The sequence below is a fragment of the Pedobacter sp. JY14-1 genome (genome assembly GCF_029269825.1).
Lineage (GTDB): Bacteria > Bacteroidota > Bacteroidia > Sphingobacteriales > Sphingobacteriaceae > Pedobacter.
Genome location: NZ_JARJHU010000001.1, coordinates 435045 through 448338 on the forward strand (window position 1 = coordinate 435045; position 13294 = coordinate 448338).

Consider the following 13294-nt stretch of genomic DNA (forward strand, 5'->3'; position numbering starts at 1 on the left):
ATCAAATATGAAGTTGACCATTTGGGGAGCTGCGCAGCAGGTAACAGGCAGCATGCATTTGTTGCAGCTGGACAACTACAATATCCTCATCGATTGCGGGTTGGATTATGAAAAAGGAACCTTCCAGGAGGAAAATCAATATTTTCCCTTTGACCCTGAAAGTATTGACGTCGTCATTCTTACTCATGCACATATTGACCATACCGGCAATCTGCCTACGCTGGTCAGGATGGGTTTTGAGGGACAGGTGCTTTGCACTCCGCCTACAGCTGATCTCACTGAACTTCTGCTTCATGACTCCGTAAACGTCTTCCTGGGGAAACAACAGGCCAAAGGGCCCAGAGGCAGGAGACACCGCAAAGGACCAGAGCCGCTTTACCTTCAGAAACATGTCAATGATACCGTGGATCGTTTTGTGACCATCAGTTTTCATAAGCCTTTCCAGTTAAATGAAAATATCAGTGTCACATTTATTCCTATGGGTCATTTGCTTGGCGCAGCGGCCGTGGTGCTGGAGGTCACAGAAGAAGGCAAGACTAAAAAGATTGCCTTTACGGGGGATATCGGAAGAAAGAACTATCCGGTACTTTCCGATCCTGAAATAATCCCTCCTGTTGACTACCTCGTTTGCGAATCTACCTACGGCGGAAAATTTCACGCTGATCAGGGAAATATAGCGGAAAAGCTAAGTGCCATCATTGACGAAACCTGCATACGTTTTCCCGGCAGGCTCATCATTCCCGCATTCAGTATCGGCAGGACCCAGGCATTGGTATACACCCTGAATAAAATTTTCAGTTCCGGCATGCTCCCGCCCGTTAAGGTCTTTGTCGATAGCCCGCTTGCCAGTTTTGCTACTGACGTCTACCGCCGTCACCAACACCTGCTGAGCGAAGAATCCAGAGCGTTTTACCAGAGAAACGGTGATGAATTTGAGTTCAACGGACTTGATTACGTTCAGGACAAGAAGGAAAGCGCAACCATATCCAATTATCACGAGCCCTGCATCATTATTTCATCGGCGGGCATGCTGGAAGGTGGCCGCATCCAGGACCATCTTTACTACAACATCCAGAATTATTATTGCACGATCCTGTTCATCGGCTACTGTGCAAAAGGTACCCTGGGCGACCGGCTGCTTCGGGGTGATCCCATTGTCAGACTAAGGAACCGTGACCTCATGGTCTATGCGACCATAAGAAAAACCGATCTGCTGAGTGGTCATGGCGACCATGAAGACCTGATGTCCGTTGTTCGCCAGCAAGATGCAGCTACTTTGAAGCGGGTTGTACTTGTGCATGGCGAGACCAGCAGGATGACTGCCTTCAAAGCTGCGCTGGAAGCTGAAAATTACACGGTAACCATACCTGAAAAAGGTGAGACCTACGAACTTTAGTGCCGCGATTTACAGCCAAATTGTAGCAAATACCATACACTTTTTAAACCTCAGAAAGGCCGGGCCATTTCATAAACCGATTTGTGCAAAAACCATCTTTAAGCCCTGACTAACAAACACTTTGTGGTCAGAAAAAAAATTGGCACGTCCGGTTTGGCAGGATTATTTCGTGGTTAGATGTATCTGGCAAATTAAACCCAGAGCTAAAACATCTAACTCAGAAAAAATGAAATCGAAAATTACAAAGGCACTGATGCTGACTGCCCTGACGGGATTAACCGCACAGTCATTTGCCCAGGAGGCAGATTCTCAAACCGGTGACAAGTTCGCAAAGAAATACTTCCGCACCTGGTCTATCGGACTCAATGGTGGTATGCTTACCCACTATACGCCATTCAACGGCAGAAATAATGGTGATTTCAGCACACCTTACGAAGACTGGGGTTACGGCGGCTACATCAAAAAGCAAATCGTTCCAGGCTTTGGTATCCAGGCAGACTTTCTTGCCGGTAAGGTAAGAGGCGGAAGGCCTAATGCCGTACCAGGAAGCGCAGCCACCTTTACGTCGAGGATTGACTGGTCTGCAGCCATTAGCGGTAACTTCACACTGGCTAACATGAGTCTCAACCAGAAACGAAACATCCTGTCGCCTTATCTGACTGCGGGTGCCGGTTATATGTCTTCATCGGCCAATACCGACGCACCTAACGGAGCCAACACCCGGTACAAGGAAAACTGGTTCATTCCGATCGGCGCTGGTTTCAAGTTCGGTATATCCAAAGGTGTGAACATCGACCTCGGCTACCAGGTTAACTTTGTTAAAGCAAACGACTTTGACGGTGTAGCCAGCGCAGCCAACGACCGTTTCTCTTACGCTCATGCAGGTGTAGAGATCGCTTTAGGCAGAAAAGGAACCTCGCAATTGCAAAACTATAGCGCCGTAGCGGCCATCCGTGAAGAGGCCGCAGAAGAAAGCGCTGAACTGCGCAGGGCACTTTCATCAGCAGAAGAAAATGCAAGACGTGATAAGGAAGAACTGATGAAGCAACTTGCTGATGACGACGGAGATGGCGTGGCCAATAAATATGACAAATGTCCGGGAACTGCTCCGAACACCGTTGTTGATGGTTCAGGATGTCCTTTGAAAACACCTTCGCCAGTGATCCAGGAAAAAGTGATCATTACCGAAGCTGACCGTAAAGTGGTTGACGAGGCCATCAAAAACCTGGAATTCGACCTTGGAAAAGCAACCATCAGATCAACTTCATACCCAACACTCGACAAGGTAGCTGAACTGCTGGTACAGAAAAACTTCAGCCTGAAACTCGCCGGCCACACCGATAATACGGGTTCTATGGCACTCAACCTGAGGTTGTCAAAAGACAGGGCAGAATCAGTGAAAGCCTACCTGGTATCTCAGGGTGCTAACCCCTCACGTATCGAAGCAACAGGTTACGGACCGAACCAGCCTATTGCATCTAATAAAACTGCAGAGGGCCGTCAGAAAAACAGGCGTGTAGAGTTTACCTTATTCTAAACCGGCGCACGATGAAACCTGAAAAGGCCGCCTCTTATGAGGTGGCCTTTTTCTTTGCTACCACTAGTGAAGCAACTACCGAGACAAGCAGTACCCCACCTACAATGGAAAGCGATATGGGTGAAGAAACATGATAGAACGGGGAAATGACCATCTTCAGTCCGATAAAGGACAGTATGACCGCCAGCCCGTACTTCAGCAAGCTGAACATATGGATAAAATTGGCCAGCAGAAAATACAGTGCCCTTAACCCAAGGATCGCAAAAATATTTGAAGTGTACAGGATAAAGGGATCATCGGGCGCTATGGCAAAAATAGCGGGAATGGAATCTACCGCGAATAGGACATCGGTAAATTCGATCACCCCGACCACGACCAGCAACGGTGTAGCCATTTTAACCCCATTTTCCACCGTAAAGAATTTTCCGCCGTCAAAATTCCTGCTTACCTTGAAGAAACGGTAAATGATCCTCGCACCGGCGCTTTTAGTGAAATCCTTTTCTCCCTCCTGTGATTCATCGTCGAATGCAGACCTGATTCCTGCATAGACCAGGAACAACCCGAAAAGCAGCAATACCAGGTTGATGCGTATGTGGTGTCCCCACAGCTCAGTTTCCGGCAGGTAAGTCAGGTTGATCAGCTCCACCCCTGCAAAGATGAATATGGCCCTGAAGATCAAAGCTCCGATGATGCCCCAGAACAATACCTTATGATGAAGTTCCAGTGGTACATTGAAAAAGCCGAATACCAGTATGAATACGAAGAGGTTGTCTACTGAAAGCGCCTTTTCAATCCAGTAGGCAGACTGGAACTGGGTAAACTTATCGAACCCGGAAACATGCCAGACGACCAGGCTGAATCCCATAGATAAGGTAATCCATACGACAGACCAGATTGCAGCTTCCCTGCTGCTTACCACATGTGCCTTTTTATTAAATACACCCAAGTCCAGCAGCAGCATGACCACCACCAAAACCGCAAACCCGGTAAGCACACCGGGATGGTTAATCAGTTTATCCATTTATTCTGTCAAGTCGTAAACAGAGCGCGCATAAAAATGCTAAAAAAGATCAGTTCCGCAAAACTATGACCGCTATATTTGCGGGCGTAAACATACACTACCGCAACACACCGCATGACCCGTCAACGTTATATTTTCCTGATCCTTATCCTGGGTTCCTTAACGGCACTAAGTCCGTTCTCCATCGACATGTACCTGCCAGGCTTTAAAGCCATAGCCAGCGACCTGGGTACTACCGAAAACCATATTGCCCTTTCGCTGTCCAGTTTCTTCATTGGCATTTCTGGTGGTCAGCTACTTTATGGCCCGCTCCTGGACCGTTTCGGCCGCAAGAAACCACTGTATCTCGGCTTGCTCGTCTATATCCTCGCCTCCTTATTTTGTGCATTCGTTACAGATGCGGATACCTTCATCTGGCTCAGACTGGTGCAGGCCATAGGCAGTTGTGCCGCAGGTGTAGCTTCCATCACCATGGTACGCGACCTGTTTCCCGTAGCGGAGAACGCAAAGGTCTTTGCCCTGCTCATGCTCGTACTCGGTGCTTCTCCCATGGTAGCGCCTACACTCGGGGGCTATATCACTGTAGCCTTCGGCTGGCATACTATCTTTCTCGTATTGGCAGGACTGGGCCTTTTCAATCTGCTGTCCAGTTGGTTATGGTTGCCGAAGGGTGCCGAACCCGACACCAGCCTTTCCTTAAAGCCTAAACCCATTATCAGCAATTTCTGGAATGTACTGCGTGAGCCCCAGTTCTATACCTATGCGTTTACCGGTGCCCTTGCCTTTGCCGGTCTGTTTGTCTATGTGAGTGGTTCCCCCATCCTGTTCCTTTCCATTTTTAAGGTCAGGGAAGAGACTTACGGGTGGATATTTGCAGGCCTGTCTGTGGGTTTCATCGGGGCCAGTAACCTCAATACATTACTGCTCAGGAGATACACCAGCGAACAGCTGATCTACGCAGCGCTAACGGGCCAGGTGCTATCCGCGGTGATATTCCTTATTGGCAGTTATAATGGCTGGTTCGGACTTGCAGGCGCACTGGTCATGCTCTTTCTTTTTCTCAGTTGCCTCGGACTGGCCAATCCCAATGCCGCAGCGCTTTCCCTGGCCCCCTTTACCCGCAATGCCGGCAGCGCCTCATCACTTATGGGTGCATTTCAGATGGCGACAGGGGCAGTAGCTTCTTCATTCATTGGCTTTTTCAAACAGACCTCGGCAGTCCCGATGGTAGCCATCATGACCATTACCGCCACACTTGCACTCCTCGTGCTCCATTTTGGCCGTAAGACTATTCGCCACAAGGTAGATGTGCCTGCCGGCCAAGGTGCAGCGGCAATACACTGAAAAACAATGACTAAGCTGTATTATTTTAGCTCACCTGCACATGCATGAAATGGATATACGAATAAATTCGTATATTTATGTAACTGACGATTGTCGCGGGTCTATCATTAAAAAGTACAATAATGAAATATTATGCCCGCCTTTCGGTCTTGTTATTACTAATGTGCCCAGTCGTCATACTGACACCTGCCAGTGGACAACCTACCGTTGCCCGGATAGATACCTTTTTGAATAATCTTAATGCTGACCACAACATCAATGGCAATGTGCTGGTTGCGCAGGAAGGCAGGATTCTGTATGAAAAGGCATTTGGATTTGCGGATGCTGCATCAGGCAAGACGAATAACCCGGATACCCGTTTTGTGATGGCCTCAGTATCTAAGCCTGTGACTGCCGTGGCTGTCTTTCAACTCATTGAAAGAGGTAAGTTATCGCTTGATGCCAGGGTGGCGCGCTACCTGAGCGATTTTCCGTATCCGGATATCACTGTGCGGCATTTACTGGCCCACACGTCCGGCTTACCAAATACCGAAGAACTGTTCAGTATACTTCTGGCAGCACATCCGGAAAGGCTTTTTGTAAATAAAGACATCATTCCGGCATTGAGGGCATATGGTAAACCCGCTCATTTTAAGGCCGGGGATCAGTTTGAATACAGCAATACCAATTATAGTCTATTGGCACTGCTTATCGAGAAGCAGAGCGGGCGTACCTTCAGAGACTATATGAGCCGATTTGTGTTCAAGCCCGCAGGGATGAACAGCACGGAAATTCTCGAACCGGATTTTAAATACAGACCCGGCTTCGCTCATAAGTACGACCGCCCGGTACATTACCTGGATACGCTCCGGCCGATTGAATCAGTGAAGGAGTTGCATAAGTTCACATACAATTGGGTAGGTTTCCAGGGGCCAGGCAATATGGCCAGTACGATCCACGATATGCTGGCATTTGACCAGGGGCTGTATGCAGGCAAGCTGGTGTCCGGGCAAAGCATGAAGCAGATGTTTACCCCGAACCGCTTGAATGACGGGAGTATCCCCTACCGGCGTTCAGGTATTGATGAGGCGGCATACGGCCTGGGCTGGTATATTTTCAAAGATACCGCCGGTGGCAAAGTCGTCTGGCACAGCGGCGGTATTCCAGGTATGAATACCTTCATACTGCGCAACCTTGACAAAAAGCAGTTCATTACAGTAACCGACAATGCGCAAAATGGCCCGGTTGCTCCGGAATTGTATATTCTGCTCAGCAGTAAACCGTTTGGCAGGCCCCGGTCATTGGCAAAACTGTATGTAAATGCTTTGGTATACCAGGGCGCGAACTACGCGGCAGCAGTGTTGGGCGAGCACCGTTTGGATCCGGGATTTGGCCTGAGTGAGGGTGAACTGAATTTTTTTGGACTGGAACTCATGGAGAACGGCAAGCTGCCTTTGGCGCTGGAAGTGTTTAAGACCAGCACCATGCTTTTTCCAAAAAGCTTCAATGTCTTTGACAGCTACGGAGAAGCCTTGATGAAGGCAGGAAAAAAAGCGGAGGCGATCTTGATGTACCGAAGATCGCTGGAGTTAAACCCGGCTAACGAAGGCGGCAAAAAAGCCCTGCGCCAATTGGTATCGGAGTGATCTCTTTCCTTAACCCATGGCTGCCGTACCGACACCGCTACTTCAGTCTTTTCGGGCTCGTCGCAATACAAAAGCTAGAAAACACTAACTTAGGATAACAAACTAAATTAAGCCGATATGATCAAGGTCTTCAGGCATATTACTATCTTTTTACTACTGTTCCCGGTAATCGCCTGCGGACAGGATTTTGACAGCAGCGGAATTTCCAGGGAAAGCCTGAAATATTATCTCAGACGTGCAGTAACCATGGCGGAGTTTCTCGCCACAGACCCCTACGCTAACGACGGGCCATATCCGTACAAAGATGACGATATCAGGCTCATACATAATACTGGCGCTAAATTCATCGGCCGCGCCATATACCGCTGGGGAAAGGAAGCGACTCTGGCCAATCCTGATTTTCTTGACAAAGCAAGGGCGCTGATCAGGAAGGTGCACGATAAAGACCCGGAAGTTATCTTTCAGGCGGCGGTATTCGAATGCATTACGCCCCAGGTTAACCAGTTGTCGGTACCGGGCTGGGCATTCCGGGCTATGGATAGGCCCGTGGAGCAACGGAACTTCAACTACGATGACATGCTTAATCTCAATGGTAAAATGGTAGGCCACTGGGGCCGGGGCGCCAGTGTACCGGACATTACCCGACCGGAAGCACAGCTCTGGTTGATGTATCTCTGCGGGCTGTACATGGACCTTGGCTGTGAGGCGCTGCATCTGGGACAGGTGGAACTAATGGGAATGAACGATCCGGGACTCAGGACATGGAATTTGTTTATCGGAAAGGTAAGGTCACTGGCAAAGATGCATGCGGCACGTCATTGGGTGTTACTGGACGCACATACCCCGAAGGGAGGAATGGTCATTGATGGTAAAAGTATGCTTGACTTTAATTCATTTCCGCTCCGGATCAGGGAAGTGCCTGATAAACAGATGGATGGTATTCTGGAAGTTGGTTACCTGGATGCTATCTTCAAACGCAGTATGCCTGGTGTCACTCCCAGCGGCTGGAGCTGTGATGAACTCCCTTATCTGGTAGAACTGGACAATTTTGGTATTAGTGATAAACCTGGCATTGCCAACATCAGTTCCCATTTTATCTGGGGTTACGATGAGATCAGCTGGTTCTACCTGCTGCCGGAAAAGAAAAAAAAGAGCTGGCTGCGCTATGCCCATCAATGGGTGGCGGCACACGACAATACTGGCTGGCTGCAAATGCCCGTATCCAGGATCATCACTGTTCCGGGTGTAGCACCCGGGACACGTTACCGCGGCAATACCAGGTCCGGATCATGTCCTGAAGGAGCCAACGTAGAAAAGACCATAAAAGAGCTTTGGGCCAATTAATTACGGAAACAAGTATTCTCCTCCAAAACCGCTTTGGCCTTTCATTGTTCTCTTGTTACCAAGGGCGTACCGATGTCCTTAAATAACGGTGAACATCTTGAACCTATAAAAACAATACCTATGGAAACCCAAAGCACAACGCAAAACCCCGAAACGAAGTATCCTCAGCCACCGTTTCCGAAACAGGACCAGCCTACACCTGGAACCGAAGAAAAACTGGTGCCTCAGGCTGACCACGGTGAGTTATCTTACAAAGGCAGTGGCAAGCTGGAAGGTAAAAAAGCCATCATTACCGGAGGCGATTCAGGAATAGGCCGAGCGGTAGCCATCGCATTTGCCCGGGAAGGTGCCGACGTACTCATCAGTTATCTGGACGACAGCGAAGATGAAGATGCCAATACAACGGCAAGCTATATAAAGGAAGCCGGTAGAAAGGCAGTATTGGTGAAAGGCGATATCCAGAGCGAAGCACATTGCCGTGAAATTATCAATACGGCTGTCAGAGAATTTGGCCAGCTGGATATCCTGGTAAACAACGCGGCCTTCCAGATGGCCCGGCAATCTGTGGATGAGATCAGCGCAGAAGAATGGGACCGCACGTTCCGCACCAATATTACTGCCATGTTTTACCTGTGCAAGGCGGCAGAACCGCACCTGAAACCCGGTAGCAGTATCATTAACACCACATCTGTCAATGCTTATTCGCCAAGTGAGCAGTTGCTCCCTTATGCGGCGACCAAAGGTGCCATCCAGAATTTCACCGCCAATCTGAGCCAGATCCTGCTGATGGATGGAAAGGGCATCCGTGTAAACGCCGTGGCACCGGGACCGATCTGGACCCCGCTCATCCCGTCTACCATTCCAAAGCATGAAGAATTCGGAAAAGATACGCCGATGGGACGCGCCGGGCAACCGGTTGAGGTCGCTCCTGCCTATGTATTCCTCGCTTCCGATGAAGCCAGCTATATCGCCGGAGCCACCATACCGGTTACCGGGGGCAGGATCACGATTTAGCCAGGTGTAGTATAAGCCTGGCTGCATCACATGAAGTGACAAAATAACCCGAAAAAAAATTTTAAGACCTGCGTAGGGGTAAACTCATTTACAGTTGTCTCACTCCCAAACAAGACAACTAATGAAATACTTCAACACTTTAATTCTACGCTGCTCACTATTCATGGCTGGCCTGCTGGCTACGTTAAATGTTACAGCCCAGAATCAGATGCCGGGACGGATACACGCAGGCCTGATCTATCCTGTGAGTACAAACGGTACTCACGCTCCGGCAGATACCAATTATTTTTCGCTGCACCTGGTCGCAGGGGTATCTGCAGCTGAACGCGGCCCATCGTTTGCCGGCATCAGCAATATCGTACGCAATGACGTAAAAGGCCCCATGTTCGCAGGCTTTTCCAACCATTCAGGCAAGGACGTCGACGGTGCCTTGTTTGCCGGGTTCCTCAATACCTACGGCGGTGGCACGGGCCCGGCCTTTGGTGGTTTTGCCAATATCGCTACGGGAGACGTTACAGGGGCACAGTTCGCAGGTTTCAGTAATTTTTCCAGGTCTGTCAAAGGCGCACAGTTTGCAGGCTTCATCAACACGGCAAAGGATGTAAACGGCTCACAGTTTGCCGGTTTCATCAACATTGCCCGCAAGGTAAAGGGTGCGCAGATCGCCGGCTTCATCAATATTGCCGATAGCAGCGACTGTCCTGTCGGTATCATCAATATTATTGGAAACGGCGAAAAAAGCATCAGTGCCAGTATAGATGAAACCCTGACCAGCATGCTTTCCTTCAGGTCCGGCGGCAAGGTCATGTACGGCATTATCGGCCTGGGCTACAACTTTAAGAATAAAGATGCAGTCTACGCTGCCGAAGCAGGCCTTGGGGCACACTTCTTTGAATCGAGCTACTTCCGGTTGAATACGGAAATACTCAGTACGACGCTGACCGACTTTAAGAGAGGAAGCTATTTTAAGGGCAGCCTCAGGATGCTGCCTGCACTTAAGATCGGAGACCACCTGGAGCTCTTTGCCGGACCTTCGCTGCACTTCATCACTACAAATACTGCCGAGGGGGAAAAACTCCGGGACAAATACCTCAAAAAATGGCCTGGTGACTGGGATGAGGATTTCCGGGGGCTTTACATCGGCTATACCGGCGGTATCGCACTGCGTTTTTAAAATCACACAAAAAATCACTATAAAACAAACCATCAATCATGAATACATTTAATTTTTTATCATTGCCTGTTAAAGCTTCTTTCTTTCTGCTTACCGTCGCTGCAGCGTTTAGTTCGTGCAGCAAGGACAGGCTGACTGCCAGCGGCGACAAGAAGACCGAAGAACGTGAACTGCGTAACTTCAGCGGTGTTGAGTCTGACGGCAGTACCGACGTCCACCTGAGCTACGGAACATCCTACAAAGTAACGGTTAAGGGTTCTGACAACCTCCTGCCCTATTTTAAAACGGAAGTAAGGGGCGGTGTGCTCAAAATGGGTTACGAACGCGTCAATGTAAAGCATGACGATATACAGGTATATGTAACACTTCCTGCAGTAAATTATATCGCCATTAGCGGGTCGGGAGATGTTGACCTGAGCGGCACATTCGATCCCTCTGACGACCTCGAGGTCAGAATCAGCGGATCGGGCGAAATAGAAGCCGAAAATGCCTTTAATGTCAGGCGTACGAAGATCAGGATCTCTGGATCGGGAGAAGCTGACCTTAAAAGGCTGGCCACAGAACAGGCTGACATCGATATTTCAGGTAGCGGAGACGCAAGGATTGGTGTTTCCGGCCTGCTGAAAGCCCGGATTAGCGGCAGTGGAAAAGTGTATTACTCGGGTTCGCCGCAGGTAGATGCGCAGGTCAGCGGATCGGGCAAGGTGATCAAAATCTAATCAACCTTTCAAAATCTGAAAAGCCATGTCAACATTCCAACTCCACCTTTCAGCAATCCATTCCCTTTTCGGTGCGGCAAAAATACCGGCCAGTGAATTTTACGACCTGGAAAAAAGCATGCCTGACCTGATGGTCTACGCGTTGCCCGCCGTGCTTGCATTTACCCTGATCGAGGGGCTGCTGTCGCATTACAGCGAACATAAGACCCATGAGGGCAGGGAGACGCTGGGTTCCGTGCTCATCGGCGCAGGCAACCTGGCTGTGAACCTGCTCATGAAGGTTGTATTGTTATATGCAGCGGTCTGGCTGTACAATGCCCTGCCCTGGCGGATGGAATTGAACTGGTGGACCTTACCCTTCTGCTTTTTGATCTACGATTGCTGTTCCTACTGGTCACACCGCATCTCACATTTCAACCGTTTTTTCTGGGCAACACATGTGGTACACCATTCAGCAGCGCATTATAACCTGACGGTTGCCTTTCGTCAGAGCTGGGTGCAGCATTTCAAAACGATATTCTTCATCCCTGTTGCCCTGATGGGGTTCCATCCGGTGGTTTTCTTCGTGGTCAGCCAACTCAGTACGCTTTACCAGTTCTGGGTGCATACTGAGCGGATCGGCAGGTTGCACCCTTTTATTGAAAAGTATTTCGGTACGCCTTCCAACCACAGGGTACACCACGGCAGTCAGGAAAAATACCTGGACAAAAATTTCGGGGCTACTTTTATGGTCTGGGACCATTTATTCGGAACTTTCCAGTATGAAGAGGAAAAGCCGGTATATGGGCTGACAACTCCGCTGAAGCACAAGACGAATCCTTTTGTCTTAAATTTTCATGAATACCGGGACATGCTGCATGACATCAGGCGCAGTGACGGTATCAGAGAACTGCTGTTCTTTATATTTGCCAGCCCGGCTAAGATCTACCGTCATAAGGCAGAGCGCCAGGTAAAGCAAATAAATAAGGCACTGGAAAGGCACAACAAGACAAAATACCTGGTGGCGGGATTCCTGCTGTTCATGGCGCTGATGCTAGTGCAGATGAGTCCTGCGCAGAGCTTGGACAACAGGCCCGCATTACCAACACCAAGAAGTGAGCACATGTTGTTTTTTCTGCAGCGCGATCCTGATGCGAACACGGTAATCTATGAACTGAATTACGGTGCAGACGGAAAGCTTGATGACAGAAGACCGGTAAAGGGCTCGTGGATTAGATACGCTGAAGATGGCAGGTGCAAGGAACTGACCGCGATTGAGAACAAGTTTGCCTACGGGCTCAGGTGCAAGGCGCTTGGACATGATGTCTACGAGATCAGATTGATGGCCTATAAAAAGATTCCATTGTACCTAAAACGTGCGGAAGAAGACAATAAGTATAAGATATATATACGCGACGAGGGCCAGGACAAATTGCTGAAACGCATCTTTGTACGGGTAAATGGCGGTTCCTTCTGGTTTCCACGGGTAGAATATATAGACCTGATCACGGTGAGCAGTGCATCGGGAATGGAAATGCTGAAGCGGATCAGCATCTGAAAAAAGAATATATTTACGGCATGGAGCAACGCTTTGACGATCTGGCCTTTGAAAGGCTCTTTAAGGACCACTACAGGGAGCTTCACGCCTATGCCCAGGTGATACTGAGAGATACCATTACGGCGGAGGAGATCGTGCAGGGCATGTTCCTGAAATTCTGGGAAAAAAGAGCATTGCTGGACATTCAGACCTCTGTAAAGGCCTATCTATACCGGTGTGTTTACAACGACAGTATGAATTACCTGAAACATGAGAAGATCAAGCTGAAATATACGGATTTTGTGGTGCATTCGATGAACGGGACGCATGAACCTGCCTCTGCAAAGACCGAACTCGGCGAACTGGAACTTCAGTTGCACCATGCGCTCAATGAATTGCCGGAACAATGTCGCACGATTTTTCAAATGAGCCGTTTTGAGGAACTGAAGTACAGGGAAATTGCTGAAGAACTGGGGCTTTCGGTAAAAACGGTAGAGAACCAGATGAGTAAGGCATTGATGCTGCTGCGCCTGAAACTGGCAGACTTTATTACGTTGATGGTTATCGCATTGTGGGTTTATTACAGGGATTTTTTTAATTAAGC

General features: G+C 49.0%; 11 protein-coding genes. 10 read left to right on the forward strand and 1 reads right to left on the reverse strand.

The features are described from left to right. The first annotated feature begins 7 nt into the window (after window positions 1–7). Together P2W84_RS01905 and P2W84_RS01910 are read left to right on the forward strand one after the other, a co-directional pair. A complete protein-coding gene (locus P2W84_RS01905; RefSeq protein WP_276088406.1) occupies window positions 8–1396 on the forward strand; it encodes an MBL fold metallo-hydrolase in 1389 nt (462 codons plus the stop codon). A 226-nt stretch (window positions 1397–1622) separates the two neighbouring features. After that, entirely contained in the window at window positions 1623–2933 is a 1311-nt protein-coding gene (locus P2W84_RS01910; protein WP_276088407.1) for an OmpA family protein, read from the forward strand. A gap of 34 nt (window positions 2934–2967) precedes the next feature. Here P2W84_RS01910 and P2W84_RS01915 read toward each other — a convergent pair whose 3' ends face one another. Continuing rightward, entirely contained in the window at window positions 2968–3954 is a 987-nt protein-coding gene (locus tag P2W84_RS01915) for a TerC/Alx family metal homeostasis membrane protein (RefSeq protein WP_276088408.1), read from the reverse strand. Window positions 3955–4068: 114 nt separating this feature from the next. Here P2W84_RS01915 and P2W84_RS01920 point away from each other — a divergent pair, with 114 nt between their 5' ends. From P2W84_RS01920 to P2W84_RS01955, 8 genes are all read left to right on the forward strand, one after another. Then, on the forward strand, window positions 4069–5298 hold the full coding sequence (locus P2W84_RS01920; protein WP_276088409.1) for a multidrug effflux MFS transporter: 1230 nt from the start codon (window positions 4069–4071) through the stop codon (window positions 5296–5298). A 122-nt stretch (window positions 5299–5420) separates the two neighbouring features. Then, on the forward strand, window positions 5421–6923 hold the full coding sequence (locus P2W84_RS01925; protein ID WP_276088410.1) for a serine hydrolase: 1503 nt from the start codon (window positions 5421–5423) through the stop codon (window positions 6921–6923). Window positions 6924–7040: 117 nt separating this feature from the next. Beyond that, window positions 7041–8267, forward strand: a complete 1227-nt coding sequence (locus P2W84_RS01930; protein WP_276088411.1) for a hypothetical protein — start codon at window positions 7041–7043, stop codon at window positions 8265–8267. A 120-nt stretch (window positions 8268–8387) separates the two neighbouring features. After that, on the forward strand, window positions 8388–9281 hold the full coding sequence (locus P2W84_RS01935) for an SDR family oxidoreductase (RefSeq protein ID WP_276088412.1): 894 nt from the start codon (window positions 8388–8390) through the stop codon (window positions 9279–9281). Window positions 9282–9402: 121 nt separating this feature from the next. Continuing rightward, entirely contained in the window at window positions 9403–10455 is a 1053-nt protein-coding gene (locus tag P2W84_RS01940) for a hypothetical protein (RefSeq protein WP_276088413.1), read from the forward strand. A 38-nt stretch (window positions 10456–10493) separates the two neighbouring features. Then, complete coding sequence (locus P2W84_RS01945; protein WP_276088414.1) at window positions 10494–11174, forward strand: head GIN domain-containing protein; 681 nt, start codon at window positions 10494–10496, stop codon at window positions 11172–11174. Window positions 11175–11199: 25 nt separating this feature from the next. Further along, the gene (locus tag P2W84_RS01950) at window positions 11200–12711 is read left to right on the forward strand and encodes a DUF4833 domain-containing protein (protein ID WP_276088415.1); all 1512 of its coding nucleotides are present in this window, start codon (window positions 11200–11202) and stop codon (window positions 12709–12711) included. Between the two features lie 20 nt (window positions 12712–12731). Continuing rightward, window positions 12732–13292 carry an RNA polymerase sigma-70 factor gene (locus P2W84_RS01955; protein WP_276088416.1) on the forward strand — a complete coding sequence of 187 codons (561 nt, stop codon included), beginning with the start codon at window positions 12732–12734 and terminating at the stop codon, window positions 13290–13292. The last annotated feature ends 2 nt before the right edge of the window (window positions 13293–13294 follow it).